Source organism: Yokenella regensburgei ATCC 49455 (genome assembly GCF_000735455.1).
GTDB lineage: Bacteria > Pseudomonadota > Gammaproteobacteria > Enterobacterales > Enterobacteriaceae > Yokenella > Yokenella regensburgei.
The window spans coordinates 13,757-40,570 of record NZ_JMPS01000080.1; the positions used below are offsets into that span (position 1 = coordinate 13,757).

Genomic DNA, 26,814 nt, shown 5'->3' on the forward strand with positions numbered 1-26,814 from the left:
TTATTTTTATTATATCCTTAACAACAAAGAGACAGCGGACCGGCCGCTGTCTCTTTCACCTTATTTTACAACGTGTTATTCGGTTACGATAGTCCGGACTTCGGCAGGGCCGGGATTATACCAGCCGCCGTAGCCGTAACCGTAACCATAGCGCCACGGATGTGGGCCAAAGCCCCACGGATCCATCGGCTGCGGTGGCAGAACCACCTGCTGAGTCAGATTCCAGCGTTTGTAGCCAGTAGCTTTAATAAGAAGGAATTTATACGGAGTGCTGCCAATTTTGCCTTCAACGGTGCCGCTGATAGGCCCCACCACGGTCACCAGTTGACCACGGAAATCGACAGGATCGAGGAAGCCGTTGATATCAGCGTAAATTCGCCCGCGGGACGGTTCACCCAGGGTTGGTCGCGCACCGCTGTCGAGGGGGACGGTCGCGATTTCAAGGCGAGTGACTCCCTGCTGATTCTGCACGTTGACAACCTTACCGCCGAAGCGCGACTCCTGACCAACGTACAGCTGCGGTGCCGCCATTACCCGCACCAGATCCTGCTGTGGGGTGGGCGAACTCCCTTTAATGGCATCCGGAATGGAGACGCAGCCGCTGAGTGCAGCAACGATAATCCCGGCCAGTAAACCGCGTACGACTTGCATGGTGATGCTCCTGTTTTCTCAGTTCTTATTACTAAGATTCACTCACGACCAGGAAGTTTCTTCCACGCGACTTCGTTGCGTAAATATTTTGGTTCAGCGTTTTCAACCGCCACGGTGTTTCCTGTGCTGAAAAGCTGACAAGCCGCAGGCAACATGTCTTCTGCGGCTGGCAGCAGCACTTCACCATCGGTCAGCGTAAGCGAGGTGCCCTGCGCCATATCAGGCCAGGCCGGCCAGCCGGTACCGACCGTCGCCCATTGGCCTTCGAGCTGCTGCAAACGTGCGTTCACCGCTTCCGGCTTCAGTACGGCCTCGGTCTCTTCGCCGTGCCAGACGCCCTGCTCATCGCGCTGGTATTCCGCCCAGTAGACTTCGCCCATGCGGGCATCAATCGCGGCCAGTACGCGGGTTGCGCCCGTTATACGCCAGGCGCCCTGCGCCATAGTGGCAAGCGTAGAGACGCCGATCATCGGCAGTTCAGCGCCCAGCGCCAGGCCTTGCGCAATACCAATTCCAATACGCACGCCGGTAAAGCTTCCCGGGCCGCGGCCAAAGGCCAGCGCGTCGAGCTCGGTCAAAGAAATGGCATTCTCGGCAAGCAGTGCCTGAACCAGGGGGAGAATGCGTTGAGTATGTTCACGGGGGCACAGCTCGAAGCGTGCAGAGACGGTACCGTCGTTCTCGAGCGCTGCTGAGCAGGCCTCGGTGGCGGTATCAATAGCCAGAATTCGCATGGGTTGTCGCGCTCTTGCAATTAGCAGAAATACAAATTGGCGCGGATCTTAACACAGTCTGTCACAAATTACCGCGTTGATGACAGCGCCAGGAAGCGAACGGCGCGGCGAATGTCGCGGGTCCGCGGCGCGGGCGGCAGGCTCGCCAGGAACACCGCACCATAGGGACGCATCACCAGACGGTTGTCACAGATAACCAGCACACCGCGATCGTCAACGTCACGGATGAGACGCCCCACGCCCTGTTTGAGGGTGATAACCGCATCCGGTAGCTGGACTTCGTCGAACGGATCGCCGCCGCGAAGACGGCAGTCTTCCATCCGCGCCTTCAGCAGCGGGTCGTCCGGTGAGGTAAACGGCAGTTTATCGATAATCACCAGCGACAGCGCGTCGCCACGCACGTCGACCCCTTCCCAGAAGCTGCTGGTCGCGACCAGCAGGGCGTTACCGGCACTGACAAACTGTTGCAGCAGCTGGGCTTTGCTGGTTTCCCCCTGCAACAGTACCGGTAGCGTCATGGTGGCGCGGAATTGTTCGGCGAGATCTCGCATCATGGCGTGCGACGTGCAAAGCATAAAACAGCGCCCGTCGTTGGCCTCGATAAGCGGTTTCAGCATGGCGGCCAGAAGACGCGCGCCGCCGGGCTGGTTGGGTAGCGGCAAGTTGCGCGGTACGCACAGCAGCGCCTGCTTTTCGTAATCGAAGGGGCTAGGCAACAGCATGGATTCGGCCTGCTCAATGCCCAGCCGCTCGGTGAAGTGGTGGAGATCGTCGTTTACCGACAGCGTCGCGGAGGTAAAAATCCAGCTTCCCGGCTTTTGCGCCATCACTTCTTTGAATTTATCGGCCACGGTCAGCGGCGTTAACGCGAGGGTAAAGTGACGCGAAGTGCATTCATACCAGTAGCTAAAGCCCGGCTGGTTAATCTCTTTCAGCCGTTTGAGGCGTGCACGATAGGTCGTGGCACGCTCGAAGGCGGCGTCCAGCAAGGCGGAACGGCCAAGCGACAGCTTCGCCACGTCGTAACAAAGCTCCAGTGCGTCATCAAGCAACAGCAGCGCGCGCTGGATGTTTTTATCGGCCAGCAGTTCGCGCAGGTTGCCACGATAGCCGGGCTCGCCAAGCTGCAGACGGAAGTCCTGCGCGCTCTGCGCCAGACGATCGGCACATTTTTGCAGCTGCTGGGTATCTTTGAGCTCGGTGCGATAAGCAATAGTGATGTCTTTTGCCAGATCCAACAGCTGGCGGCTTGAAAGCGACTGGCCAAAATACTGGCTCGCGATGTCCGGGAGCTGATGGGCTTCATCGAAGATCATCACCTCGGCCTCCGGAATAAGTTCCGCGAAGCCGCTCTCTTTCACCACCATATCGGCGAGGAACAGATGGTGGTTCACCACCACCACGTCAGCATCCATCGCTTTTTTTCGCGCTTTCACCACGAAGCAGTCTTTATACAGCGGGCAGTCGCTGCCAAGACAGTTATCGTTGGTGCTGGTGACCAATGGCCACGCCTGTGAGTCTTCCGCCACGCTCACGCAGGTACTGATATCGCCGTCTATGGTTTGATTCGACCATGAACGCAGGAGGATAACGTCGCTCAGGGTTTGCACCGGCAGATCACCGCCCGCCAGCGCCTGCTGCTCCAGACGCTCCAGGCACAGGTAGTTTGAGCGCCCTTTCAACAGCGCGGTTTTCCCTTTGAACTCGAGTGCTTTGGCAACGGTGGGCAGATCGCGGCTGTAGAGCTGATCCTGCAGCGCTTTCGAGCCGGTGGAGATGATGACCTTTTTATTCGCGCGCAGCGCGGGAGCCAGGTAGGCATAGGTTTTACCGGTGCCGGTGCCGGCCTCAACAACCAGGGGGCGGGCTTCATTGATAGCCTTCATCACCGCGACTGCCATCAGACGCTGCGGTTCACGCGGCTTGAATCCCGGTATTGCTTTCGCTAACTGACCGTCTAGTGCAAAATCGTCTGCCACGCTTTCCCCCTGGTTATTTGGACAGTGATTATGTCAGGGTGGAGGGGGTTGCGCCAGTTGAAGAGGTGACTCGCACGGAACATTATGGCAGTCTTGCGGCATAAAAATGGAAATCACTAAGGAAACTACAATGACGATTACCCGTATCGACGCCGAAGCACGCTGGTCTGATGTTGTGATTCATAACCAGACCATTTACTACACCGGCGTACCGGAGAATCTGGATGCCGACGCCTTTGAGCAAACCGCCAACACCCTGGCGCAGATCGACGCCATTCTGGAAAAACAGGGCAGCAACAAATCCCGCATCCTCGATGCCACTATTTTCCTTGCCGATAAAGCCGACTTCGCGGCAATGAACAAAGCCTGGGATGCGTGGGTCGTAGCAGGCCATGCGCCAGTGCGTTGCACCGTGCAGGCCGGGCTGATGAAGCCGCAATATAAGGTCGAAATTAAGATTATCGCGGCCGCGTAATTACTCGTCGTCTTCTTCGTCTTCAAAACGCGCCACAATCCGCTCACCGGTGTGCGTGGCGCGTAGCTCTTCAGCCACCTGAGTGATGGCCTGCCCGCTGCTCATGCCCTGCGACATCAGCTCCTGAATGCGTTCGACGGCTTTTTGCTGCTGCTCGTGGCTCAGTGAAGGTAATCCTGCAAACATTTCTGACTCCTGTTACATTATTTGCGCTGATTATTTCACGCCGCCCCGCCGTACGCCAGTGGGCGGCGACGTTCTGAAAAGAGGAAGATGTTGTCCCCTTCTATTATGACACTGCCGTGGCGAGAAGATGCCGCCGAAACGTGGTTCTCTGCGCTGAGCGCCATGCCGTGGGCAATGCTGCTGCACTCCGGTTACGCCGATCACCCCTACAGCCGCTTTGATATCCTGGTGGCTGACCCGCTCACAACGCTCGTCACCCGGGGGGAAACCACCACCCGGCAAATCGCCGGTGTACGTGTTGAATCGAGCGCCTGCCCGCTCACCCTCGTGCAACAGGCGCTTGATGACTGCGGTATTCAGCCCCACGCTCACCCTGACCTGCCGTTCCAGGGCGGAGCGCTCGGGCTTTTTGGCTACGATCTCGGTCGTCGCTTCGAGCAGTTGCCCTCTGTCGCGAGTGCGGACATTACGCTACCTGATATGGCAGTGGGGATTTACGACTGGGCGCTGACTGTCGACCATAAGCTTAAACAGGTTTCGCTGCTGAGCTATGGCGAACCGGCAGAACGCCTGCGCTGGCTGGGATCTCAGGTCGCGCCGCAGACGGAGCCCTTCACCCTCACCTCGGCGTGGCGTTCAAACATGACCCGCGAGAGCTACGGGGAGAAATTCCGTCAGGTACAGGCATATCTGCACAGCGGTGACTGCTACCAGGTGAACCTCGCCCAGCGCTTTGAAGCCGAATGCCGTGGCGACGCGTGGCAGGCATTTGTCAGTCTTAACCGTCAGAACCGCGCCCCGTTCAGCGCATTTCTACGTCTGGAAGATGGCGCGGTTGCGAGTCTTTCTCCTGAGCGCTTTATTCTGCTGGAACAGGGCGCGATTCAGACTCGCCCTATCAAAGGCACGATGCCGCGTCTGCCCTCCCCCGAGGCCGACAGACAGCAGGCGGCAACGCTTGCTGCTTCAGCAAAAGATCGCGCTGAAAATCTGATGATTGTCGACCTGATGCGCAACGACATCGGCCGCGTTGCCGTTCCGGGCAGTGTGAAGGTGCCTGAGCTGTTTGTCGTTGAACCGTTCCCGGCCGTACACCATCTGGTCAGCACCGTGACGGCGCAACTGCCAAAGCAGCTTCACGCAACAGACCTGCTGCGGGCCGCGTTTCCCGGCGGTTCAATCACCGGCGCACCAAAAGTACGGGCGATGGAAATCATCGATGAGCTGGAACCGCATCGCCGCAACGCCTGGTGCGGCAGTATTGGCTATCTCAGCTTTTGCGGCAACATGGACACCAGCATCACCATTCGCACGTTGACGCTCGCTGACGGCCATGTCTGGTGCTCCGCGGGCGGTGGAATTGTTGCCGACAGCATTGAATCTGCTGAATATCAGGAAACTTTTGATAAAGTGAATCGTATATTGCAACAGCTGGAGCCCTGAGTATGTCACTGCCTGACCTGAGCCTGGATGATTTCATTTCTCGTTTTCAACTGCTGCGTCCGCAGCCCCGGCTCAGTACGATAAATCAGCGTCAGGCGGCGGTACTCATCCCGGTGGTGCGTCGTCCGCAGCCGGGATTGCTGCTCACTCAGCGTTCACCGCTGTTACGCAAACATGCGGGCCAGGTCGCCTTCCCCGGTGGGGCGGTCGACAGCAGCGATGCCTCGCTGATTGCCGCCGCGCTGCGCGAGGCGCAGGAAGAAGTGGCTATCCCGCCAGAATCGGTGGAAATCATCGGCGTGCTGCCACCTGTCGACAGCGTCACCGGCTTTCAGGTCACCCCGGTCGTTGGCATTATTCCGCCCAACCTCCACTATCATGCAAGCGTTGATGAAGTTTCCGCTGTGTTCGAAATGCCGCTGGCGGAGGCGCTACGACTTGGGCGCTACCATCCTCTTGATATCCATCGTCGCGGTAATTCTCACCGCGTCTGGCTCTCCTGGTACCAGCACTATTTTGTCTGGGGAATGACCGCCGGAATAATCCGTGAGCTGGCCTTGCAAATTGGCGAAAAGCCCTGACTATACTTAGTAGTAACCCACGTTAAGACAGGCACCGCGGCATTAGTAAAATCGGGGTTATGCATTAGTTTAATTCATGTGAATAGTTAAGCTGACACTGCGGTTCCCTCTTACACTATGCCCAGTTATTACATCGTTGCCGGAAGGTCTGGCAACCCTGTCAGGAGTGTTATTGTGATTAGTATATTCGACATGTTTAAGGTGGGGATTGGTCCCTCATCTTCCCATACTGTAGGGCCAATGAAGGCCGGTAAGCAGTTCGTCGATTCGCTGGTCGAAAAAGGGCTGATTGATGACGTCACTCGCGTAGCGGTTGATGTTTATGGCTCTTTGTCCCTCACCGGTAAAGGTCACCATACCGACATCGCTATCATCATGGGTCTGGCTGGCAACATGCCGGATACCGTTGATATTGATGCCATACCGGGATTTATCCGCGACGTAGAGACCCGTGGCCGTCTGCTGCTGGCGCACGGACGCAAAGAAGTCGATTTCCCGCAGGATGACGGTATGCGTTTTCGTAACGACAACCTGCCGTTGCACGAAAATGGCATGACCATTCATGCTTACGCGGGCGACAACGAAATCTTCAGCAAAACCTATTACTCCATCGGCGGTGGTTTCATCGTCGATGAAGAGCATTTCGGTAAAGATGCTGCCGGTGACGTCAACGTGCCTTACGCGTTCAAATCGGCGCAGGAGATGCTCAATTTTTGCCATGAGACCGGACTTTCCCTCTCCGGCATGGTGATGCAGAACGAGCTGGCGCTGCACAGCAAAGAAGAGATTGAAGCCTATTTCGCTAACGTCTGGCAGACCATGCGGGCCTGTATTGACCGCGGGATGAACACCGAAGGCATACTGCCTGGTCCGCTGCGCGTTCCGCGTCGTGCCTCCGCGCTGCGTCGTCTGCTGGTTTCCAGCGATAAGCTCTCCAGCGACCCAATGAACGTGGTTGACTGGGTGAACATGTTTGCCCTCGCGGTCAACGAAGAGAACGCCGCCGGTGGCCGCGTGGTAACCGCACCAACGAACGGCGCCTGTGGCATCGTTCCGGCGGTTCTGGCCTACTACGATCACTTTATCGAGCCGGTCACGCCTGAGAGCTATATTCGCTACTTCCTGGCCTCTGGTGCGGTGGGTGCGCTGTACAAGATGAACGCCTCTATCTCTGGTGCTGAAGTGGGCTGCCAGGGTGAAGTGGGTGTAGCCTGTTCAATGGCAGCGGCCGGTCTGGCAGAGCTGCTGGGTGCCAGCCCGGAGCAGGTCTGCATCGCGGCAGAAATCGGTATGGAACACAACCTGGGGCTGACCTGTGACCCGGTTGCCGGCCAGGTACAGGTACCGTGCATCGAGCGTAACGCAATTGCCTCGGTGAAGGCTATCAACGCCGCCCGTATGGCGATGCGCCGCACCAGCGAACCGCGTGTTTCTCTCGATAAGGTCATTGAGACCATGTACGAGACCGGTAAAGACATGAACGCCAAATACCGCGAAACCTCCCGTGGTGGCCTGGCTATCAAGGTACAATGTAATTAACTCCCGCCTCGCCCGTCACACAGACGGGCGATTTTTCATCCCAATCCTCAACTTATTCCCTTGAGCACACTACACTTGCTGTGTTGCTGTTGGTATCTTCACCGACGGCTTCAATGTGGGCGTCAGCGATGCAAACTGCTCAACAGGCCATTAAACAGTACCGACACAAGCGTATCTTCATTTGCCTGACGATAGCGCTGCTGGCCGTCTTTATTACGCTGAGCCTGCGATTTATTTCACAGCGTAGTCTAAATCAGCAGCGTTTGCAGACTGCTGCCACTCACGCCGTCGAAACCTTAGATAAGGTCTTGTTACCACTGGAGAACCAGCGTGCGGAATTGCTTCAGCTGGTCGGCCTCTCCTGCGACGCGGTCAGCCTTGAGTTGCGCAAGCAGGCTGCCGCGCTACAGACCGTGCGCTCCATCGCCCTTGTCCAGTCTGGTGTACTCTACTGCTCAAGCGTACTGGGTGTGCGCAACCTGGTTCTCGGTGAAACCTTGCCAGAGCTCCCCAGCGAATCCCCTCAGCTGTTGCTGACCACCGATAAAACGCTGACCACCGGTCGACCGCTGCTGGTGCGCTGGTATCCGATGGACAAGGACCCCGCCAGCGGCGTGCTCATTACTATCAATATCGATCTGCTCAGTGCTCTGATGCTGGAGCCAGAAAAGCCGCTTATTGACGACGTGAGCCTCACCGTTGGCCATCGCCACCTCTCCGAACACACTGACGTGGTCAATGAATTACCGATGCACGCCAACGAGAGCATCTTCCGTCTGGCCTCTCACCGTTTCCCTTTCACCGTAAACATCACCGGGCCTGGCACGACGGAAATGGCGCTAAGCACCCTTCCCACGCAGCTGCCGCTGGCGCTTATCGCCGGGCTGCTGGCCGCCGGGATCGCCTGGCTTGTCACGGCCAGCCGGATGAGCTTCTCGTGGGAAATCAATATGGGGATAGCCTCGCGGGAGTTCGATATCTGGTGCCAGCCGCTGCTTAACGCCGGCAACCTGAAGTGTATCGGGGTGGAGATTTTACTGCGCTGGAACAATCCGCGCCTGGGCCAGGTCTCGCCGGATGTGTTTATTCCCCTGGCCGAAGAACACAATCTGATCAGTTCGCTAACCCGCTATGTGATTAGCGAAACCGTGCGCCAGATACACGTCTTCCCCGCCTCGCCGCAGTTCCACGTCGGTTTTAACGTTGCCTCCAGCCACTTCGTTGGTGGTGCCCTGCTGCGTGATTTGAATAAGCACTGGTTCAGCGCTCATCCCCCGCAGCAGCTTGTACTGGAGCTGACCGAGCGTGATGCGCTGCACGATGTGGACTACCGGCTGGTAAGAGAGCTGCATCGCAAAGATATTAAGCTCGCAATCGATGATTTTGGCACCGGGAACAGCTCGTTTGCCTGGCTTGAGAAACTGCGCCCGGACGTGCTGAAAATCGACAAATCCTTTACCCATGCCATCGGCACCGATGCGGTGAACTCGACGGTGATGGACATCATCATTGCGCTGGGGCAACGCCTTGGCATTGAGCTGGTTGCAGAGGGAGTTGAGACGCCGGAACAGGCGCAGTATCTGCGCCAGCACGGCGTTCATGTTTTACAGGGATTTCTGTATGCCCGCCCGATGCCATTGCGCGACTTTCCGCAGTGGCTGGCGGGCAATCAGCCGCCCCCTCGTCAGCATAGCGGGCACCCGGTGCCCCATATGCCGATGATGCATTGATACCCGTAGAGGATTACTCCTCTTCGTCGTGTTCCTGACGCTCTTTAACAATACGGACCAGATCCACGCGGTAATCATTGGCTTCAATGATAGTTATGCGCAGCGGTGGGATCTCGAGCTCGTCGCCAACGCGCGGGATCTGCCCGTTAACAGCGATAACCAGACCCGCCACGGTGGCGATATCAGCATCGTCATCCACCAGGCTGTCGAGCCCCAGCGCCTGCTGCAGGGCGTGAACGTCGGTGGTACCTTTAACCAGCCAGCCGTCGGTTTCACCGTCACCGTCGATAACGATTTCCGGGGTTTCGTCGGCATCCGGGAATTCTCCGGCGATGGCTTCCAGAACATCAAGCGGCGTAACCAGCCCCTGCACCACACCAAACTCGTTGGTGACGATAACGAAGCTGCCACGCGCGCGACGCAGCACGCCAAGCAGGTTGATTGGATCCAGTGTTTCTGGCACCACGATAGCCGGAGAAGCTGCCGCTATCACGGCCACATCTTCACCCGCTTCCAGCGCGACCAGCATCTCTTTTGCACGCACAATACCGATGATTTCATCCAGTTCACCACGGCACACCGGGAACAGGCTATGCGGTGAAGAGAGCAGCTGCTGGCGAATTTCATCGACGCTCAGGCTGGCGTCAACCCAGCTGATTTCACCACGCGGGGTCATGATAGTACGTAAAGAGCGTGACGCCAGGGTCAGCACCCCGTTAATCATGTAGCGCTCTTCTTCGGCAAACGCGCCTTCTGGTACCGGAATGGCCGCCGTCGGGCTATCCGTATGCGCAACCGTCGCCTGCTTACGTCCACCCATCAGACGCAGAATAGCGTCTGCGGTACGGGCGCGCAGCGGCAGCGTCGACTGATGGCGCACAAAGTTGCGACGTGCCACCTGGTTGAAAAACTCGATGATAATCGAGAAGCCAATCGCGGCGTACAGGTAGCCTTTCGGAATATGGAAACCAAAACCTTCCGCCACCAGGCTCAGGCCAATCATCAGCAGGAAGCTCAGACACAGTACCACTACGGTCGGGTGCTGGTTCACGAAGCGGGTTAACGGTTTAGACGCCAGCAGCATGACCGCCATGGCAATCACTACCGCCGCCATCATTACCGGCAGATGGTTCACCATCCCGACCGCCGTAATCACCGCGTCGAGGGAGAACACCGCATCCAGTACCACAATCTGCAGTACCACCACCCAGAAGCTGGCATAGCCCTTCCCATGACCTTCGTCGTGCTGGCGGTTCTCAAGCCGTTCGTGCAGTTCTGTTGTTGCTTTGAACAACAGGAATATGCCCCCGAGCAGCATGATCAGATCGCGCCCCGAGAAGCTGAAATCCCAGGCGGTAAACAACGGTGTGGTCAGGGTCACCATCCATGAGATGACCGAAAGCAGTCCCAGACGCATAACCAGCGCCAGCGACAGGCCGATAAGGCGCGCTTTATCTCGTTGTTTCGGCGGCAGTTTGTCCGCCAGAATCGCGATGAACACCAGGTTGTCGATACCCAGCACAATTTCCAGAACGACAAGCGTCAGCAATCCGGCCCAAATAGACGGATCCATTAAAAATTCCATGTATGACTCCTGCGAAGGGCACGGGCATTCATCCCGATGACATGTGCGGGTGTGACAGTAAAGTGAGAAAAATCAGCGTGGCACGACGGGCCGGTTTGCCAGACAGGAAGCTGTCTGAAGGTGAATTGACGTCGGTGACGGTCCATATGGTGGGCTTTACCCTGTACTCCTGTGTCATTAAACAGGGGGTAAACATAGCAAATAAAGGAGGTTTAACGCAAAAATTTACTACACTTTGCAAAAAAATCATTTTTTGTGATTGGAATAATCTTAACCAGGATAACTAAATTACGGATCTTCATCACATTAATTATTTTTTCGCTATCTAAAATAATTCACGGAAGTTTTAGGTTTATGGTTCTCTAACCCTTGTCTGAATCGATTCTGTAACAGTCAACGGTTCAGGGTGCATCAGCAGCAGTGGTGCATTAAATAGATAATAACAGGAGGTAGCAAGTGACGATTGCTATTGTGATAGGCACACATGGTTGGGCTGCAGAACAGCTGCTGAAAACAGCAGAAATGTTGCTGGGCGAACAGGAAAACGTCGGCTGGATCGACTTCGTTCCTGGTGAAAACGCTGAAACGTTGATTGAAAAGTACAACGCTCAGCTCGCCAAACTGGATACGACCAAAGGCGTGCTGTTCCTTGTCGACACCTGGGGCGGTAGCCCTTTCAATGCGGCAAGCCGCATTGTGGTTGATAAAGATCAGTATGAAGTCATTGCAGGCGTCAACATCCCTATGCTGGTTGAGACGCTGATGGCACGCGACGATAACCCGAGCTTTGATGAACTGGTCGGGATTGCCGTTGAAACCGGTCGCGAAGGCGTTAAAGCGCTGAAAGCGAAACCGGTCGAAAAAGCAGCGCCAGTTGCCGCCGCACCGAAAGCGGCAGCCCCGGCGAAGCCAATGGGCCCGAATGACTACATGATCATTGGTCTGGCACGTATCGATGACCGTCTGATCCATGGCCAGGTTGCGACCCGCTGGACGAAAGAAACCAACGTCACCCGCATCATCGTAGTCAGTGATGAAGTGGCGGCGGATACCGTGCGTAAAACGCTGCTGACCCAGGTGGCCCCACCTGGCGTGACGGCGCACGTGGTTGATGTGGCGAAGATGATCCGCGTCTACAACAACCCGAAATACGCCGGTGAGCGCGTCATGCTGTTGTTCACAAACCCAACTGACGTTGAGCGCATCGTTGAAGGCGGCGTCAAAATTACGACCGTGAACATCGGCGGGATGGCTTTCCGTCAGGGTAAAACACAGGTGAACAATGCCATTTCCGTTGATGAGACCGATATCGAAGCGTTCAACAAGTTGAATGCCCGCGGTATTGAGCTGGAAGCGCGTAAAGTTTCCACCGATCAGCGACTGAAAATGATGGATTTAATTGCCAAGGTCGGGAAATAACACCTGGCTGCTTATTCACACTTAAGGCTTTTGTTATAGGAGAAGTACAATGGAGATTACCACTCTTCAGATTGTGCTGGTGTTCGTCGTCGCGTGTATTGCCGGTATGGAATCCGTACTTGATGAATTTCAGTTTCACCGTCCGCTGATCGCCTGTACGTTGATTGGTATGGTTCTCGGCGATATGAAAACCGGTATCATCATCGGTGGTACCCTGGAAATGATCGCCCTGGGCTGGATGAACATCGGTGCGGCAGTAGCACCGGATGCGGCGCTCGCCTCCATCATTTCAACCATCCTGGTTATCGCGGGTCATCAGAGCATTGGTGCCGGTATCGCACTGGCAATTCCACTGGCCGCTGCGGGCCAGGTGCTGACCATCATCGTTCGTACCATCACCGTTGCCTTCCAGCACGCAGCAGATAAAGCGGCGGAAAGCGGCAACCTGACGGCAATTTCCTGGATCCACGTCTCTTCCCTGTTCCTGCAGGCGATGCGTATCGCTATCCCGGCAATTATCGTGGCCGTGTCTGTCGGTACCAGCGAAGTTCAGGGCATGCTGAATGCTATCCCTGAAGTGGTAACCAGCGGTCTGAACATCGCCGGTGGCATGATCGTCGTGGTTGGTTACGCAATGGTCATCAACATGATGCGTGCGGGCTACCTGATGCCGTTCTTCTACCTCGGCTTCGTCACTGCAGCATTCACCAACTTCAACCTGGTTGCACTGGGCGTGATTGGCGCAGTAATGGCTATCCTCTACATCCAGCTGAGCCCGAAATATAACCGCGTCGCGGGTGCCCCAGCGCAGGCTGCTGGTAACAACGACCTCGATAACGAACTGGACTAACAGGTGAGCAACATGGTTGATATGACTAAAACTACCACTGAGAAAAAACTCACACAGAGTGATATTCGTGGCGTGTTCCTCCGTTCTAACCTGTTCCAGGGTTCATGGAACTTCGAACGTATGCAGGCGCTGGGCTTCTGCTTCTCTATGGTTCCGGCTATCCGCCGTCTGTACCCGGAGAACAACGACGCGCGCAAACAGGCTATCAAACGTCACCTCGAGTTCTTCAACACCCATCCGTACGTCGCCGCACCGGTACTCGGCGTGACGCTGGCAATGGAAGAGCAACGTGCGAACGGTGCCGAGATCGACGATGGTGCCATCAACGGTATCAAAGTTGGTCTGATGGGGCCGCTGGCAGGCGTGGGTGACCCGATTTTCTGGGGTACCGTTCGTCCGGTATTCGCCGCACTGGGCGCAGGTATCGCGATGAGCGGCAGCCTGCTCGGTCCGTTGCTGTTCTTCGTTCTCTTTAACCTGGTTCGTATGCTGACGCTGTACTACGGCATCTCCTACGGTTACCAGAAAGGGGTGGATATCGTTAAGGATATGGGCGGCGGCTTCCTGCAGAAACTGACGGAGGGGGCGTCGATTCTCGGCCTGTTCGTCATGGGAGCCCTGGTGAACAAGTGGACGCACGTTAACATCCCGCTGGTGGTTTCGACCATCACCGGCCAGGATGGACAGACGCGTGTAACCACCGTGCAGACCATCCTTGACCAGCTGATGCCGGGCCTGGTGCCACTGCTGCTGACTTTCGCCTGTATGTGGCTGCTGCGTAAGAAAGTTAACCCGCTGTGGATTATCATTGGCTTCTTTGTCATCGGTATTGCCGGCTACGCGGTCGGCCTGCTGGGTCTGTAATCTGTTGCTGTCAACCGGGGGCCTTTGTGCCCCCGTTTTTTTATCCGGAGGAGTAATGACAATCACGGACTGGATTCTGGTTATCTTCATTGTCGCGCTGCTGGCCTTTGCCATCTACGACCAGTTCATCATGCCGCAACGCAACGGCACTACCCTGCTTGCCATCCCTCTGCTGCGCCGTAGCCGGGTCGACGGTATTATTTTTGTCGGTCTGGTGGCCATTCTTATTTATAACAACATCACCCAGCATGGTGAAATAATAACCACGTGGTTACTCTGTGCTCTGGCATTAATGGGGCTGTATATCTTCTGGATCCGCATCCCGCGGATTGTGTTTAAATCGACCGGATTCTTCTTCTCCAACGTCTGGATAGAATATCGCCGTATAAAAGAAATGAATTTATCGGAAGATGGCGTGCTGGTGATGCAATTAGAGCAACGCCGCTTACTGGTACGTGTGCGAAATATCGACGATCTGGAGAAAATATATAAACTTATGGTTTCTACTCAATAGGTTACAAACATAGCAGTGGCTATATTTCGTGAGTAAATGACTCATTTAAAATATAGCCATTGCTATATTCACTTCTTGTTCTCTCCCTATTTATTAACCTTTCCTTTACTATCAAAGACAAATGAAAATCGTTATCAATTATGTGGTTAAAATAACGACTCCTCGATGTTGTTTTATATTCTAAAAATATGTTAAGGTTGCGCCCGTCGTTGGGGAGTAGCCGATTTCCTTTCCCGGAAATGTACGTGTCAACATACTCGTTGCAAAACGTGGTGCGTACGGATCATCAGCAGATGATTAGGCGAGACCATAGACGCATGACTGCTGTTTACTGGGGGCAGTGGTGCGTCGTATGGATACTTCCCGGTCTGGACACGTTGATGAATCTCTCTGCCACTATCCTGCTTGCCTTTGGTATGTCCATGGATGCATTCGCTGCATCAATTGGTAAAGGCGCCTCCCTGCATAAACCGAAATTCTCCGAAGCGCTGCGCACCGGGCTTATTTTTGGCGTGATTGAAACGCTGACGCCGCTTATCGGCTGGGGCCTGGGTATGCTGGCAAGCCAGTTTGTGCTGGAGTGGAACCACTGGATCGCCTTCGTGCTGCTGGTATTCCTCGGCGGTCGAATGATTATAGAAGGCGTGCGCGGCGATAGCGGTGAAGAAGAAGCCCCGACGCGTCACGGCTTCTGGCTACTGGTGACGACGGCAATTGCCACCAGCCTTGATGCGATGGCGGTGGGTGTCGGTCTGGCGTTCCTGCAGGTCAACATCATCATGACCGCGCTTGCCATCGGCTGCGCGACGCTGATTATGTCTACCCTCGGAATGATGGTTGGCCGCTATATTGGCCCGCTGCTAGGCAAACGGGCTGAAATCCTCGGCGGCATCGTGCTGATTGGTATTGGCTCGCAGATCCTCTGGAGCCACTTCGCCGGTTAATCCTGAGCGCGCTGCCAGAAATGGACGGCGAAATCGGTCTGGCAGCTAAATGCCTGCTGCTGTTGCAGGCTCTCCCACACGGCGGGTTTCGCCCGCCATGCAAACGGCGTCATCTGCAGCAGCGCCACCGCTTCATCACCACGTAACGTCATCGGATACGCCAGCGCATCGTGCTTGCGCAGCTCAAAGCCCGGCAACTGTTCCGAATGCGGCGCATGAAGCTGTACTTCATCGTAGATAAGCCCTTTCAGCTCCATCAGATGTCGTGGGCCCGGCGTGGCGGTAACGACCCAGCCTCCCGGCCTGACCACGCGCGCCAGCTCCTCGGGATTACAGGGGGCGTAAATTCGCACCACCACGTCCATTGAAGCATCATCAAACGGTAAACGCTGGCTCGAGGCCACGCAGAAGTTCACCTGCGGGTAACGCTTTGCGCCTGCCCGCACGGCAGATTTAGAGACATCAAGCCCCCAGGTTTGCGCCGCGTGCTGCGCAAAGGCCTGCGTGTAGTACCCTTCTCCGCAGCCAATATCCAGCAAGGTTTCCACCGGAATAGTCGCCAGATGCTGACAAATCGCATCGCGCAGCGGCTGATAGTGCCCGGCATCGAGAAACGCTCTGCGCGCCTGCATCATCTCCGCGCTGTCACCCGGATCGCGGGAGCGCTTATGCTGCACCGGGAGAAGATTGACGTAACCCTCTTTTGCCATGTCGAACTGATGCCGCTGCGGGCAGACATAACTGTTATCACGACGCGTTAACGGGGCGTGGCAAAGGGGGCAACTGTAAGACATGACAACTCCGGGGAATTCAAAGAAGGGCGAAGTTTACCGCTATTGCCGCCTGATTTCGAGGTGCAATACGCGGGCTTCGCCCTTCTCCAGGTCAGAGCGTCGGTGAAGCAGGTTCCTGATTATGCATCACGATAAGATGGTTTGAGTCGGCGGGCATACCGTCCGGTAGCACGTTCTCAAGGCGCAGCACGTCGCCCATTATCTGGCTGAATACCGGCGCGGAAACGGCACCGCCGTAGTAATCACCGTTCTGCGGATCGTTAATCACCACCACCAGCGCAAACTGCGGGCGGCTGGCCGGTGCAACGCCCGCGGTGTAGGCGATGTACTTATCAACGTATTTACCGTCGTCGCCGATCTTCTTCGCGGTACCGGTTTTCACCGCCACCCGGTAATCACGGACGGCGGCTTTCACCCCGCCACCGCCGGGTAACGCGACGCTCTCAAGCATATGCTCCACCTCGTGGGCAATCTCCTCCGGCATGACTCTGTCCCCCACCACCGGCGGATCTATACGGGTAATCGACAGCGGCCTCTTGATACCAAAACCGCCGATGGTCGCGTAGACGTGCGCCAGCTGCAGCGGCGTCACCATCAGCCCGTAACCGAAGGCGAAGGTTGCCCGGTCGAGCTGTGCCCAGTAGCGGCGTGCGGGCAGCAACCCCTGGCTCTCCCCCGTGAGGCCAAGCCCGGTAGGTTGGCCAAAACCAAACGCCTTGTAGGTATCCAGCAGTTTTTGCACCGGCATGGCAAGCGACAGCCGTGATACGCCGGTGTCGCTTGATTTTTGCAGGATCCCGGTGAGCGTCAGTTCCGGGTAGTATCCGACGTCGCGGATGCGGTGTCCGTCAAGGATAAACGGATGGGTATCCACCACGCTGTCCGGTTGCACAATCCCCTCTTTCAGCGCGGTCATGATCACCAGCGGTTTCACGGTCGAGCCCGGTTCGAAGGTATCGCTGATAGCACGGTTACGGAAATCGTTCAGCGTCGCGTTGTCGCGATTATTGGGGTTGAAATCCGGGTAGCTCGCCATCGACAGCACTTCTCCGGTATCAATTTTAATCAGCACCGCGGCACCGGATTCCGCCTTATTCCAGCGCACGGCGTTATCCAGCGCGTCCTCGGTCACCGTCTGCAGGCGTTCATCGATGCTGAGCATCAGGTTATGCGCCGGAACCGCCGCGACTTCGGTCATATTCTCAATGACGTTTCCGTGTCGGTCTTTACGCACCAGACGCACGCCGGGTTTACCCATCAGCTGACTATTAAAGCTTTTCTCCACCCCTTCGATACCCTGATCGTCGATGTTCGTGAAGCCCAGCAGGTTCGCCGCCACGCGCCCTGCCGGATAAAAACGTCGGGACTCATCCCGCAGGTTGATGCCCGGCAGATGCAGCTTGTCCACCCATTCGGCCTGCTGAGGATCCACCTGGCGCGCCAGATACATAAAACGTGAAGTGGGGTGCGCGGCGACCCGCTGCGCAAGCTCGCTTAAGGAAAGATGCAGCGCGCTGGCTAATCCCTGCCAGCGTGAATCAAAGCCAACGCCCCCTTTTTGCAACAGCGTCTGTGGATCAACCCAGATAGCGCTGACCGGCACGCTCACCGCCAGCGGCCGTCCTTCGCGATCGGAGATCATCCCACGGGGCACCTCCAGCGGCTCTTCACGAATGGAGCGCATATCTTCCTGTTTAACCAGATTGTCCGGGGCGACAATCTGTAGCCAGCCTACGCGCACCAGCAGCAGGGTAAGACAGCATAAGATCCCAACGCACAGCAGACCAAAACGGACAGGCGTGAAGTTGGCGGGCAGTTTGACACGTTTTTTAGGCACCATCGCTCCAGAATTGACTAACAACGCGATGATTTAACAGGAAAAGGGTTCCAGAAGCGGGAGAAAGAATGCTAATAACCTTGTCTATTTGCAACAAAGCGCGTCGGCGACGCGCTTTGGTCATACTTCGACACTGCTGACTACGCTTGCGGGCTTCGCATCCCGGAAATCTGCGGCATCACTTCACGCATCAGTTCAAGAAAGCGCCGCAAGCGCGCCGGATAATAGCGTGACCACGGATAGACAAGGTGTACCGGAAGCGCCGTCGCTCGCCAGTCTGGTAGCAGCTCAATCAAGCGCCCCCCGGCGATGTCTTCCTGCACCGTCCAGCTCGATACCAGCGTCACCCCCAGCCCCGCCAATGCGGTATTGCGTGCAACATACAGGCTGTCTGTGCTTAAACGGGGTGAAATCGCCACCGTACATTCTGTTCCCAGCGTCTGGTGTTTAAGCATCACCTCATGCTGGTAAAAGGTACTGACGGCGACCCAGGGAAGCGCGCTGAGCTGCTCCGGCGTCCCGACTTCCGGGTACTGTGCCAGCAGCGCCGGTGAGGCCACCACGGTACGCGGCACTTCCGCAAGCTTCACCGAGACCGTTGCCGGATCAACTTCAACCCCGACGCGGATAGCACAATCAATGTTATCGCTGAGAAAATCCACATTCTGGTCATTCAACATCCACTCAACGGACAGCAGCGGATACTGGCTGAGAAACGCCGTCAACGGTGCCAGTAGCTGATACTGGCCAAAGGCGTGAGGCGCCCGCACGCGTAACACACCGGTCGGATCATCCTTCACCACCTGCAGAGAATCCTCCAGCTCCAGCCAGGCATCAGTTACCTTTTTGGCATGCTGATAGCAGCGCTCACCGTCGTCGGTCAGCTTCATCGCATGGGTAGTGCGCAGGATAAGCTTCGTTCCAAGCAGAGACTCCAGCGACTGCAGACGCCGACTGATGGTGGCCTGGGTGGTCTCCAGCTGCACTGCTGCCGCCGACAGCGATTCGGCTTCCACTATGCGGATAAACGTCTGCATCAACGCCACCCTGTCTATACGCTCATTTCTCTTCATCATTAGATTGCCCATACGCAATACGTATAACTCTTTTACCACTGTGCCCGCTACCGCACCAGAAGAGACAGGAGAAAAATAGCCGCATACTTTGTTGAGGACATCCAGATGAAAGAAACATCCATTGCTACATCCCGCGCCGGCTGGGTCATTTTTATTCTTGCTCTTGGCGCAGGTTTCAGCGTTGCCGCCATTTACTACTGCCAGCCGCTGTTGCCGTTAATTGGGCGCGACCTTCACCTGAGCGTAGAAAGCATGGGGCTAATCCCGACGCTGACCCAGGCCGGATACGCGCTGGGGATACTGTTCCTGCTGCCGTTAGGCGACCGCTACGACCGGCGTTTGCTGATTGTCGGAAAAAGTGCGCTGCTGGCCGGGCTGTTGCTGCTGTGCAGCTTTACCTCACAGCTACCGTCATTGCTGATTATCAGCCTGTTGATAGGCGTGGCGACCACCATGGCGCAGGACATTGTTCCCGCCGCCGCGATCCTCGCTCCTGCCGGGAAGCAAGGGAAAATGGTAGGCACGGTGATGACCGGTTTACTGCTCGGGATCCTGCTTTCGCGTACCGTCAGCGGTCTGGTGGGTGCGGAGTTCGGCTGGCGCGTCATGTACCAAGCGGCGGCGATAAGCGTTGCGCTGATGGGCGCGCTGTTGTGGATGGTTTTACCCCGTTTCAGCGTCCATTCCGCACTGAGCTACCCGGCGCTGATGAAATCGCTGGTACACCTGTGGTGTCGTTACCCGGAGCTGCGTCGCGCGTCGCTGGCGCAGGGTTCACTCTCTATTGCCTTTAGCGCTTTCTGGTCCACCCTTGCGGTGATGCTGCTGGAGCATTTCTCGATGGGTAGCGCCGTTGCGGGTGCCTATGGCATCGCGGGGGCAGCCGGTGCGCTGGCGGCACCTCTGGCCGGGAGCCTGGCGGACAGGCTCGGTGCAGCACGCGTCACCCAGCTTAGTGCCGCCCTGGTCACGGTGTCATTCGCCCTGATGCTTTTCCTGCCGCTGCTCCCGGCCCAGGGGCAACTGGTACTGATAGCCATTGCCGCCGTTGGCTTCGACCTCGGCCTGCAGTCAAGCCTGGTGTCACACCAGAACCTGGTTTACAGCCTGGAGCCGCAAGCCCGTGGTCGTCTTAACGCCGTGCTGTTCACGATGATATTTGCCGGGATGGCCGTCGGTTCAGCGCTTGGCAGCCAGCTCTATTCTATGGGCGGCTGGACGGCGGTCGTCGTGCTCGCTACGGTCTCCGGTGCTGTTGCCCTGCTCATCCGCAGAATGCCAGCACGGGCCACAACGCTGCAATCTATGCCGTAGTAACAGATTTCGGCCATTAAAAAGCCCCGCAAATGCGAGGCTTTATGGCTGAGGTTGATGCGCCGAAGCGCGACAAGATCAGTGGGATTGGATTCAGATTGCGGTTACGTTAACAGCAGCCGGGCCTTTCTGGCCGTCCTGAATTTCAAACTCAACGTTCTGGCCTTCGGCCAGAGTTTTGAAGCCGTTACCCTGGATTGCAGAGAAGTGTACGAATACATCTTTGCTGCCGTCTGCCGGAGTAATGAAACCAAAACCTTTAGACTCGTTGAACCACTTAACTTGACCTTTAATCTTTGCCATTTGCAAAATTCCTTAGAGTGTTTTCTTTGCCCGAAGGCGCTTACTATAGATAAAACTGAGACATGACTGCATGAGGCACTAATTTAAGGTTCGGCAGAGAAGCGGTATTCAACGTCAACGTGTTTACTCAGGACTTCTTTACTGAAAATGCCACACATAAACAGAACTGTACCTCGTTTAACCCAAAACGTGTTATCACATACAACGTAAATAATGGCAAGCCATTTTTAAGCGTGCCACGATCGGTCGCACAAAAGCATCAGTTACCGTTTGATCGCCTGCACAGTTATGCGTCTTGCTCTTTGCCGCGGCGCTTTCAGGCTACAGCCGCTGAAAGCAGGCACATACTCGGAAACTAAGACAATTTTACCATAGTCCAGCCCGTGCCCATCGTCCAGCCCACACGATGAAATACGTAGAAATAATGCGATATGCTTAGAACATTTTGTGCATAGTTATGCACACATTGTTGCGCAATTAAATAGGGTGTTCACCTGCACTAAAATAATGAAATTTTAATGACATTGCACCACCGTTAAGCAATAAAAACGTTTCGCTAATAGTTCTACTAATAATAAAACCGAGGATGGCGGAATAACATCGCCGGCCTCGCCCATATCAACAGGTAACAATCAGCTGGATTAATAAGAAAGGCTAACAAAAAGATTAGTCGTAGTTAAAGATCGGGGATTTCAGGCGACAGGCAGAGAGATTACAGCGCAATTGCCCCGGTAGCGACGGGTCGACGTTACCGGGAGCTCAACCAGGAAAATCAGCGTTCTGCGACCAGGCGAATGAAATCATCGCCCTCTTCCGCTTCCGCTTTTTGTTCCTCAACTACAGGGGCTTCTTTCTCTGGCTCGTTGGCTTCGCAGAGACGACGCAGCAAAGCCGTTTGTCGTTTTTGCTGATCGAGCATCGTTTCGAGCAGCTCAATCTGCTCATTAGTACGCGAGCTGGCGCGATTAACGAAGAACCACAACACCAGGCCTACCACCAGCAGGATCGCTGAAAGCACCATTGAGACCAGATTTAACACCCCAGAATTCACTAAGTCACTCATTTCACCACCTCAAAAGGAACAGCCTATTCTACCACTCGTCTTCAGGAAGGAAATCATTCACGTGCAAAATGTCTTACCAGGGGATGAACTTGTTGATGGTACAGATGCCGTTGAAGAACGGAACCCCCTGATCGCACATGACGTTTATCATCTGGGCCCATAGCACCATACAAACGAGAATAATCACGACAACCAGGATAACCCATCGAAACTTTTTCACTGCAGACTCCAGATACAAAACTCTACGATAAAGGTTAGCACCCTAACCTTAAACGGCGGCTAACTGTAATAGGAACTGATCATTTTAGGAATCATTGACTTGTTTCAGATAATGACCAGGCTACTCTATTAACAAGCTCAAGCATAAAAGAGGCTAGCGATGCGTTTACTGGTTCGTTCAATTATTGTACTTGTGATTGTTTGGATTGCCATTCTGCTCAGCGGATATGGTGTTTTAATCGGCAGCAAAGAGAATGTAGGTGGGTTAGGTTTGCAGTGTAAATACCTGACCGCACGTGGAGTCAGTTCCGCACAATATGTTCATTCAGACAGCGGAATCATCGGCTTGACTAATTGCCCGGTGTTGCGCAAAAGCGCTACCGTGGTCGATCAGGGTTAAGCAAAGCGCCGAGTTAAAACGCCGCATTTCGCGGCGTTTTTTTTATGTTTACTTAGAACGGATAGTCGTTGTACCCCATCTGCTCAGAGATCTTCCGCGCCGCGGTATGCAGCATAGCCACATACTCCTGCAGGCGTTCTTCCGAGAAACGCAGCGTCGGGAAAGAGATACTCAGCCCGGCAATCACTACGCCAAAGCGGTCGAAAACAGGGACGGCAATGCAGCGTAACCCTTCTTCCTGCTCTTCGTTGTCTTCACCAAAGCCCTGAGCTCGAACCTGCTCAAGCACTGGCAGTAAAGCGTCTGTACTGGTAATGGTGCGTTCAGTGCTGCGCTTATACTCGACGCCTTCCAGGATCTGTTTGGCTTCTTCTACATCGCGCCACGCCAGCAGCACTTTGCCGATAGCGGTGCTGTAAAGCGGATTGCGGCGACCCACACGGGAGTACATGCGCAGGTTATACATCGAATCGATTTTATGGATGTAAACGATGCTGTCTTCATCTAGCGCGCCAAGGTGAATAGTTTCTTTAGTCTGGCGAGACAGTTCGCGCATCTGGATATCAGCGCTACGAATGAGATCTACGTTTTGCAGCGCACGTGCGCCCAGCTCAAACAACTTCAGGGTCAGGGAATACTTCTCGGATTCGCCTTCCTGCGCCACATAGCCCAATGATTTCATGGTCTGTAAAAAGCGATATACCGTACTTTTCGACATCATCACGCGCTGCGACAGTTCGGTAATCCCTATTTCGCGCTCTTCCCCGAGCGCCTGCAGAATGCCAAATACCTTCAGGACTGAAGAGACAGAATCTGGCTGCTTATCCAAATCTGCGACTGCCATTTATCACCTCACCGCAACTGTTTTATAAAAATTAGAACCGGTTTTTATTATAAATTCACAGCCCCTTCGTCGCAATGCATCTTCTTGAACCCGGTTACAAATCTGCGAGCTACGGCTGAATAATCAATGCTAGAATCAACATTCAGCCAATTCTCTCTCCAGACTCACACTCCTCATGGATAAAAACGTTGTCGATGGTCTGCCGTTACCCCAGCGGTATGGCGCTATTTTTACCATTGTTCTGGGTATTACCATGGCGGTGCTCGATGGCGCGATTGCCAACGTCGCGTTACCGACGATTGCCGCCGATCTCAATGCTTCACCTGCAGCCTCTATCTGGATAGTTAACGCCTACCAGATTGCCATTGTGGTGTCGCTGCTGTCGTTGTCGTTTCTCGGCGATATGTTCGGCTATCATCGGGTGTTCAAAATTGGCCTCGTGGTATTTACTCTGACCTCGCTGATTTGCGCCCTGTCATCGTCGCTTGAGATGCTGACTCTGGCCCGTGTTGCCCAGGGGCTGGGCGGTGCCGCCCTGATGAGCGTGAATACGGCGCTCATTCGCCTTATTTACCCGCAACGCCAGCTGGGCCGTGGGATGGGGATCAACTCGTTTGTGGTGGCAGTCTCTTCGGCAGCGGGCCCGACTATCGCCGCCGCTATCCTCTCTCTTGCGTCCTGGCAGTGGCTGTTTTTAATTAACGTCCCGCTTGGGATCATCGCCTTTGTCCTGGCATTGCGTTACCTGCCAGCCAACGGTTCGCGCAGCCAGGCACCACGTTTTGACTTACCAAGCGCAGTGATGAACGCGCTCACCTTCGGTCTGCTCATTACTGCACTTAGCAGCTTTGCTCAGGGCGAGTCGCTGCCGTTAGTGCTGGCAGAAGTTGCCGGCGTTGTGGTTATCGGCTTCTTCTTTGTGCGCCGTCAGCTACGTCTGCCGGTGCCGTTGTTACCGGTCGATCTGCTGCGAATTCCGCTATTCTCGCTGTCTATCTGCACATCGATTTGTTCGTTCTGCGCGCAGATGCTGGCACTGGTTTCGCTGCCCTTCTTCCTGCAATCGGTGATGGGCCGCAGCGAAGTGGAAACCGGTCTGTTATTAACACCGTGGCCGCTCGCCACCATGGTGATGGCGCCGCTGGCGGGTTATCTGATTGAGCGCGTACACGCCGGCCTGCTCGGCGCGCTGGGGATGCTGGTGATGGCCTGCGGCCTGTTTGCTCTGGCGCTGCTCCCTTCGTCACCCAGCGATATTGATATCATCTGGCGGATGATACTGTGTGGTGCCGGATTTGGCCTGTTCCAGTCGCCAAACAATCACACGATTATCTCTTCCGCGCCGCGGCATCGTAGCGGCGGCGCCAGCGGAATGCTCGGCACCGCCCGCCTGCTCGGCCAGAGCACCGGCGCAGCGCTGGTCGCCCTGATGTTTAACCTTTCGGGCAGCAATGCCGAACACATCTCGCTGCTGCTGGCCGGTACGCTTGCCGTCATTGCCGCCGTGGTAAGCGGATTACGCGTCACTCAGCCCAGAGTTCAGGCATAAAAAAACGGCCTCCTGAGAGGCCGTTTTCCTGTTATTCGCGTCGTAGTAGCCGGAACACCACCAGTACCACGATGGAGCCCACCACGGCGACCAGGAAGCTGTGTAAGTTGAAACCGTTAACGCCGCCGCCGATACCAAACATGGTCGCCAGCCATCCACCCACCACCGCACCAACAATCCCGAGAACACAGGTGAGGATGAATCCCCCGCCATCACGCCCCGGCATGATGAGTTTAGCGATAACCCCTGCTATCAGTCCGAACACAATCCAGGTCAGAATGCCCATGATAACCACCTCCAGGAATACCCTTTGCGGGCGGGTCGAAATCGCCAGCCCCAATGGTTCAAGTATAGGTAATTCCACTGAAATAACTCGCTCATGAACCTTTTTTTTAGCGCATTACTCTCTTTTCATCCATTTGTATTAAGTTCTGCGCAAACACTGCCGATAATTACCCGACAGTCTGTCACCTGGAGCGATTTGGTGTGAGTCACTACAACGAGCAATTCCTGAAACTTAATCCGCTGGCTGTTTTAAACGTTCTTCGCGATCTGCATAAGCATGAGGTCCCCGTACGGGTCTCCTGGCCCACCGGGCAATTCATCAGCCGCATCCTTGAAGTGACCCCGCAGCGCCTGGTCATCGACTTTGGTAGCCAGGAGTATGAAAACCGCGTAGTTCAGCGGATGGAGAATCTGACCCTCACCGCAGAAACGCAGGGGGCAAAGATTGAGTTTGAGGTACCGAAACTCACCGCCGAGGCGTTCCAGAATCTACCGGCGTTTGTGACTCCCATTCCACCTTCCCTGTGGTTCATACAACGTCGGGAGTTTTTCCGCATTGCCGCCCCGCTGCATCCAGGCTATCGCTGTAAAGCGACGCTGCCGGATAAGCAGGTGATTACCTTCCGTCTGTGCGATCTGTCGCTCGGCGGGATGGGCGCACTGATGGACGCGCCGCCGCCGGAGAATCTGATTGAAGGGATGCGCATTCCGCAGGTGGAGCTCGACATGGAAGAATGGGGACACTTTACGTTTGACGCCCAGCTCATCGCTATCAGCGAACGTCGGGTCGTGGACGGGAAGAATGAAACGGTGAGCACCCCGCGCCTGAGTTTCCGTTTCCTTAACGTCAACCCGTCGGCCGAGCGCACGCTCCAGCGCATTATCTTCTCACTGGAGCGCGCGGCGCGAGAACGCGCCAATAAAGTTATCTGATCACATCGCGTCCAGCGCCTGCTGCAGCTTCCAGATATAGCGAGGAGCCTGCGGCGCTGGATGGTTCTTCTGCACGTGTTCGAAGAACTCGTCGGCGTCGAGAGCGTTAATCTTACTGATGGCTTTCTTGCGGTCAGAGGAGAAAGTGCGCAGCAGCGCCCCGGCGCCGTTGGCATACGACACCACCACCGCGTACTCCATCACTTTCTCATCTTCAATGCCCGCCAGCGGGCCATTTTCCAGAATGCTCAGATAAGCCGCCCCCATCGAAATATTGCGCTCCGGGTTTTTCAGCTCGCTGGTGGTGGGTTCACCGCTCCATCCCATCCGGCGGTACACATCGCGCCCGGAGGTTGAGGCTTTAAGCTGCATCAGCCCGACGGCGTTGGATTTACTCACCGCGTTCGGGTTACCGCCTGACTCAATGGCGATAATGGCGGTGATAAGCTTCGGATCCACGCCCCAGGCGGCACCCGCTTTCTCACTGATTGGCATCCACTGCATTGCCCGCTTCACCGGTACTTCAGCGTTCCAGGGCGGGTTACGATAACCCTGCTTTGAACTACACCCGACGAGTAAAGTGAATAATAAAATAACAAACCATCTCAATTTCACGCATCTATCCTTTTAGCTGAAGTGTGCCGCGCTGGGTGACAACGATCGGTTCAGGCGGCATGATAACGGTTTACCCCTTCGCAAGGAA

28 protein-coding genes, 1 pseudogene and 1 riboswitch are annotated in these 26,814 nt (G+C 55.5%); of the genes and pseudogenes, 14 read left to right on the plus strand and 15 right to left on the minus strand.

Annotated elements, in window-relative coordinates; translation table 11 throughout:
* Positions 1-75: 75 nt before the first annotated feature.
* The 3 genes from GYRE_RS20340 to yoaA form a co-directional block, all read right to left on the minus strand.
* Positions 76-651 (minus strand): Slp/YeaY family lipoprotein, encoded by a 576-nt coding sequence (locus GYRE_RS20340; RefSeq protein ID WP_006819683.1) that lies wholly within the window; start codon positions 649-651, stop codon positions 76-78.
* A gap of 38 nt (positions 652-689) precedes the next feature.
* Complete coding sequence (gene tsaB / locus GYRE_RS20345) at positions 690-1,385, minus strand: tRNA (adenosine(37)-N6)-threonylcarbamoyltransferase complex dimerization subunit type 1 TsaB (RefSeq protein ID WP_038257926.1); 696 nt, start codon at positions 1,383-1,385, stop codon at positions 690-692.
* A gap of 68 nt (positions 1,386-1,453) precedes the next feature.
* Positions 1,454-3,364, minus strand: coding sequence for a DNA repair helicase YoaA (yoaA, locus tag GYRE_RS20350; protein ID WP_038257929.1), 1,911 nt, complete (start codon positions 3,362-3,364; stop codon positions 1,454-1,456).
* Between the two features lie 130 nt (positions 3,365-3,494).
* On the opposite strand from yoaA, the gene GYRE_RS20355 reads away from it, so the two are divergent.
* On the plus strand, positions 3,495-3,839 hold the full coding sequence (locus GYRE_RS20355; protein WP_038257931.1) for a RidA family protein: 345 nt from the start codon (positions 3,495-3,497) through the stop codon (positions 3,837-3,839).
* Here GYRE_RS20355 and GYRE_RS20360 read toward each other — a convergent pair whose 3' ends face one another.
* Positions 3,840-4,025, minus strand: coding sequence for a YoaH family protein (locus GYRE_RS20360; protein WP_006819679.1), 186 nt, complete (start codon positions 4,023-4,025; stop codon positions 3,840-3,842).
* An 87-nt stretch (positions 4,026-4,112) separates the two neighbouring features.
* Between GYRE_RS20360 and pabB the strand changes: the two genes are divergently transcribed.
* From pabB to GYRE_RS20380, 4 genes are all read left to right on the plus strand, one after another.
* Positions 4,113-5,468: an aminodeoxychorismate synthase component 1 gene (gene pabB, locus GYRE_RS20365; RefSeq protein WP_038257932.1), complete on the plus strand. Its 1,356-nt coding sequence runs from the start codon at positions 4,113-4,115 to the stop codon at positions 5,466-5,468.
* 2 nt (positions 5,469-5,470) lie between these two features.
* A complete protein-coding gene (locus GYRE_RS20370; protein ID WP_006819677.1) occupies positions 5,471-6,049 on the plus strand; it encodes a CoA pyrophosphatase in 579 nt (192 codons plus the stop codon).
* Between the two features lie 174 nt (positions 6,050-6,223).
* Positions 6,224-7,588, plus strand: coding sequence for an L-serine ammonia-lyase (gene sdaA / locus GYRE_RS20375; protein ID WP_038257936.1), 1,365 nt, complete (start codon positions 6,224-6,226; stop codon positions 7,586-7,588).
* A gap of 128 nt (positions 7,589-7,716) precedes the next feature.
* Positions 7,717-9,318 carry an EAL domain-containing protein gene (locus GYRE_RS20380; RefSeq protein ID WP_038257978.1) on the plus strand — a complete coding sequence of 534 codons (1,602 nt, stop codon included), beginning with the start codon at positions 7,717-7,719 and terminating at the stop codon, positions 9,316-9,318.
* A 13-nt stretch (positions 9,319-9,331) separates the two neighbouring features.
* Here the strand turns inward: GYRE_RS20380 and yoaE are convergent, their stop codons facing one another.
* Positions 9,332-10,903 (minus strand): CNNM family cation transport protein YoaE, encoded by a 1,572-nt coding sequence (yoaE, locus tag GYRE_RS20385; RefSeq protein ID WP_006819674.1) that lies wholly within the window; start codon positions 10,901-10,903, stop codon positions 9,332-9,334.
* 456 nt (positions 10,904-11,359) lie between these two features.
* Between yoaE and manX the strand changes: the two genes are divergently transcribed.
* From manX to mntP, 5 genes are all read left to right on the plus strand, one after another.
* Positions 11,360-12,322 carry a PTS mannose transporter subunit IIAB gene (gene manX / locus GYRE_RS20395; RefSeq protein WP_006819672.1) on the plus strand — a complete coding sequence of 321 codons (963 nt, stop codon included), beginning with the start codon at positions 11,360-11,362 and terminating at the stop codon, positions 12,320-12,322.
* A gap of 49 nt (positions 12,323-12,371) precedes the next feature.
* Positions 12,372-13,172 carry a PTS mannose transporter subunit IIC gene (manY, locus tag GYRE_RS20400; RefSeq protein ID WP_006819671.1) on the plus strand — a complete coding sequence of 267 codons (801 nt, stop codon included), beginning with the start codon at positions 12,372-12,374 and terminating at the stop codon, positions 13,170-13,172.
* Between the two features lie 12 nt (positions 13,173-13,184).
* The gene (locus GYRE_RS20405) at positions 13,185-14,036 is read left to right on the plus strand and encodes a PTS mannose transporter subunit IID (RefSeq protein ID WP_006819670.1); all 852 of its coding nucleotides are present in this window, start codon (positions 13,185-13,187) and stop codon (positions 14,034-14,036) included.
* Between the two features lie 55 nt (positions 14,037-14,091).
* Entirely contained in the window at positions 14,092-14,550 is a 459-nt protein-coding gene (locus GYRE_RS20410) for a DUF986 family protein (RefSeq protein ID WP_038257941.1), read from the plus strand.
* A gap of 199 nt (positions 14,551-14,749) precedes the next feature.
* A riboswitch (yybP-ykoY riboswitch) is annotated at positions 14,750-14,937 on the plus strand.
* Positions 14,931-15,494, plus strand: coding sequence for a manganese efflux pump MntP (mntP, locus tag GYRE_RS20415; RefSeq protein WP_038257943.1), 564 nt, complete (start codon positions 14,931-14,933; stop codon positions 15,492-15,494). (Overlaps the previous riboswitch by 7 nt.)
* On the opposite strand, the gene rlmA is transcribed toward mntP, so the two are convergent.
* The 3 genes from rlmA to GYRE_RS20430 all read right to left on the minus strand — a co-directional run bounded on the left by rlmA (position 15,491) and on the right by GYRE_RS20430 (position 19,198).
* Positions 15,491-16,288: a 23S rRNA (guanine(745)-N(1))-methyltransferase gene (gene rlmA / locus GYRE_RS20420; protein ID WP_038257946.1), complete on the minus strand. Its 798-nt coding sequence runs from the start codon at positions 16,286-16,288 to the stop codon at positions 15,491-15,493. The genes mntP and rlmA overlap by 4 nt on opposite strands.
* A 91-nt stretch (positions 16,289-16,379) precedes the next feature.
* Positions 16,380-18,128, minus strand: a complete 1,749-nt coding sequence (gene ftsI, locus GYRE_RS20425; RefSeq protein ID WP_006819667.1) for a peptidoglycan glycosyltransferase FtsI — start codon at positions 18,126-18,128, stop codon at positions 16,380-16,382.
* Positions 18,129-18,265: 137 nt separating this feature from the next.
* The gene (locus GYRE_RS20430; RefSeq protein WP_038257980.1) at positions 18,266-19,198 is read right to left on the minus strand and encodes a LysR family transcriptional regulator; all 933 of its coding nucleotides are present in this window, start codon (positions 19,196-19,198) and stop codon (positions 18,266-18,268) included.
* Positions 19,199-19,306: 108 nt separating this feature from the next.
* Here GYRE_RS20430 and GYRE_RS20435 point away from each other — a divergent pair, with 108 nt between their 5' ends.
* Positions 19,307-20,515, plus strand: coding sequence for an MFS transporter (locus GYRE_RS20435; RefSeq protein WP_038257948.1), 1,209 nt, complete (start codon positions 19,307-19,309; stop codon positions 20,513-20,515).
* 93 nt (positions 20,516-20,608) lie between these two features.
* Here GYRE_RS20435 and cspE read toward each other — a convergent pair whose 3' ends face one another.
* The 4 genes and pseudogenes from cspE to mgrB all read right to left on the minus strand — a co-directional run bounded on the left by cspE (position 20,609) and on the right by mgrB (position 22,101).
* Positions 20,609-20,818, minus strand: a complete 210-nt coding sequence (cspE, locus tag GYRE_RS20440; RefSeq protein ID WP_001062678.1) for a transcription antiterminator/RNA stability regulator CspE — start codon at positions 20,816-20,818, stop codon at positions 20,609-20,611.
* A gap of 12 nt (positions 20,819-20,830) precedes the next feature.
* Positions 20,831-20,976: pseudogene (locus GYRE_RS25070) on the minus strand (DUF2627 domain-containing protein).
* A 614-nt stretch (positions 20,977-21,590) separates the two neighbouring features.
* Positions 21,591-21,881, minus strand: coding sequence for a YebO family protein (locus GYRE_RS20445; RefSeq protein ID WP_006819663.1), 291 nt, complete (start codon positions 21,879-21,881; stop codon positions 21,591-21,593).
* Between the two features lie 73 nt (positions 21,882-21,954).
* The gene (gene mgrB / locus GYRE_RS20450; RefSeq protein WP_038257955.1) at positions 21,955-22,101 is read right to left on the minus strand and encodes a PhoP/PhoQ regulatory lipoprotein MgrB; all 147 of its coding nucleotides are present in this window, start codon (positions 22,099-22,101) and stop codon (positions 21,955-21,957) included.
* A gap of 159 nt (positions 22,102-22,260) precedes the next feature.
* Here mgrB and GYRE_RS20455 point away from each other — a divergent pair, with 159 nt between their 5' ends.
* Complete coding sequence (locus GYRE_RS20455) at positions 22,261-22,500, plus strand: YobH family protein (protein WP_038257957.1); 240 nt, start codon at positions 22,261-22,263, stop codon at positions 22,498-22,500.
* A 52-nt stretch (positions 22,501-22,552) separates the two neighbouring features.
* On the opposite strand, the gene kdgR is transcribed toward GYRE_RS20455, so the two are convergent.
* A complete protein-coding gene (gene kdgR / locus GYRE_RS20460) occupies positions 22,553-23,344 on the minus strand; it encodes a DNA-binding transcriptional regulator KdgR (protein ID WP_006819660.1) in 792 nt (263 codons plus the stop codon).
* A gap of 175 nt (positions 23,345-23,519) precedes the next feature.
* On the opposite strand from kdgR, the gene GYRE_RS20465 reads away from it, so the two are divergent.
* Positions 23,520-24,893: an MFS transporter gene (locus tag GYRE_RS20465; protein WP_038257959.1), complete on the plus strand. Its 1,374-nt coding sequence runs from the start codon at positions 23,520-23,522 to the stop codon at positions 24,891-24,893.
* Positions 24,894-24,924: 31 nt separating this feature from the next.
* Here the strand turns inward: GYRE_RS20465 and GYRE_RS20470 are convergent, their stop codons facing one another.
* Positions 24,925-25,179, minus strand: a complete 255-nt coding sequence (locus tag GYRE_RS20470) for a GlsB/YeaQ/YmgE family stress response membrane protein (RefSeq protein ID WP_038257962.1) — start codon at positions 25,177-25,179, stop codon at positions 24,925-24,927.
* Between the two features lie 200 nt (positions 25,180-25,379).
* Here GYRE_RS20470 and ycgR point away from each other — a divergent pair, with 200 nt between their 5' ends.
* The gene (gene ycgR, locus GYRE_RS20475; protein WP_006819657.1) at positions 25,380-26,111 is read left to right on the plus strand and encodes a flagellar brake protein YcgR; all 732 of its coding nucleotides are present in this window, start codon (positions 25,380-25,382) and stop codon (positions 26,109-26,111) included.
* On the opposite strand, the gene emtA is transcribed toward ycgR, so the two are convergent.
* Positions 26,112-26,726: a membrane-bound lytic murein transglycosylase EmtA gene (emtA, locus tag GYRE_RS20480; protein ID WP_038257965.1), complete on the minus strand. Its 615-nt coding sequence runs from the start codon at positions 26,724-26,726 to the stop codon at positions 26,112-26,114.
* Between the last annotated feature and the right edge of the window lie 88 nt (positions 26,727-26,814).

Excerpts from the sequence above, each read along its gene's own strand:
- GYRE_RS20405 (WP_006819670.1), top strand. The coding sequence starts at position 13,185 with ATGGTTGATATGACTAAAACTACCACTGAGAAAAAACTCACACAGAGT.
- tsaB (WP_038257926.1), bottom strand. The coding sequence starts at position 1,385 with ATGCGAATTCTGGCTATTGATACCGCCACCGAGGCCTGCTCAGCAGCG.
- GYRE_RS20340 (WP_006819683.1), bottom strand. The coding sequence starts at position 651 with ATGCAAGTCGTACGCGGTTTACTGGCCGGGATTATCGTTGCTGCACTC.
- manY (WP_006819671.1), top strand. The coding sequence starts at position 12,372 with ATGGAGATTACCACTCTTCAGATTGTGCTGGTGTTCGTCGTCGCGTGT.
- GYRE_RS20470 (WP_038257962.1), bottom strand. The coding sequence starts at position 25,179 with ATGGGCATTCTGACCTGGATTGTGTTCGGACTGATAGCAGGGGTTATC.
- GYRE_RS20380 (WP_038257978.1), top strand. The coding sequence starts at position 7,717 with ATGCAAACTGCTCAACAGGCCATTAAACAGTACCGACACAAGCGTATC.
- GYRE_RS20445 (WP_006819663.1), bottom strand. The coding sequence starts at position 21,881 with ATGAGTGACTTAGTGAATTCTGGGGTGTTAAATCTGGTCTCAATGGTG.
- pabB (WP_038257932.1), top strand. The coding sequence starts at position 4,113 with ATGTTGTCCCCTTCTATTATGACACTGCCGTGGCGAGAAGATGCCGCC.
- mntP (WP_038257943.1), top strand. The coding sequence starts at position 14,931 with ATGAATCTCTCTGCCACTATCCTGCTTGCCTTTGGTATGTCCATGGAT.
- GYRE_RS20360 (WP_006819679.1), bottom strand. The coding sequence starts at position 4,025 with ATGTTTGCAGGATTACCTTCACTGAGCCACGAGCAGCAGCAAAAAGCC.
- GYRE_RS20435 (WP_038257948.1), top strand. The coding sequence starts at position 19,307 with ATGAAAGAAACATCCATTGCTACATCCCGCGCCGGCTGGGTCATTTTT.
- rlmA (WP_038257946.1), bottom strand. The coding sequence starts at position 16,288 with ATGTCTTACAGTTGCCCCCTTTGCCACGCCCCGTTAACGCGTCGTGAT.
- cspE (WP_001062678.1), bottom strand. The coding sequence starts at position 20,818 with ATGGCAAAGATTAAAGGTCAAGTTAAGTGGTTCAACGAGTCTAAAGGT.
- GYRE_RS20355 (WP_038257931.1), top strand. The coding sequence starts at position 3,495 with ATGACGATTACCCGTATCGACGCCGAAGCACGCTGGTCTGATGTTGTG.
- yoaE (WP_006819674.1), bottom strand. The coding sequence starts at position 10,903 with ATGGAATTTTTAATGGATCCGTCTATTTGGGCCGGATTGCTGACGCTT.
- GYRE_RS20465 (WP_038257959.1), top strand. The coding sequence starts at position 23,520 with ATGGATAAAAACGTTGTCGATGGTCTGCCGTTACCCCAGCGGTATGGC.
- ftsI (WP_006819667.1), bottom strand. The coding sequence starts at position 18,128 with ATGGTGCCTAAAAAACGTGTCAAACTGCCCGCCAACTTCACGCCTGTC.
- GYRE_RS20370 (WP_006819677.1), top strand. The coding sequence starts at position 5,471 with ATGTCACTGCCTGACCTGAGCCTGGATGATTTCATTTCTCGTTTTCAA.
- GYRE_RS20455 (WP_038257957.1), top strand. The coding sequence starts at position 22,261 with ATGCGTTTACTGGTTCGTTCAATTATTGTACTTGTGATTGTTTGGATT.
- GYRE_RS20430 (WP_038257980.1), bottom strand. The coding sequence starts at position 19,198 with ATGAAGAGAAATGAGCGTATAGACAGGGTGGCGTTGATGCAGACGTTT.
- GYRE_RS20410 (WP_038257941.1), top strand. The coding sequence starts at position 14,092 with ATGACAATCACGGACTGGATTCTGGTTATCTTCATTGTCGCGCTGCTG.
- kdgR (WP_006819660.1), bottom strand. The coding sequence starts at position 23,344 with ATGGCAGTCGCAGATTTGGATAAGCAGCCAGATTCTGTCTCTTCAGTC.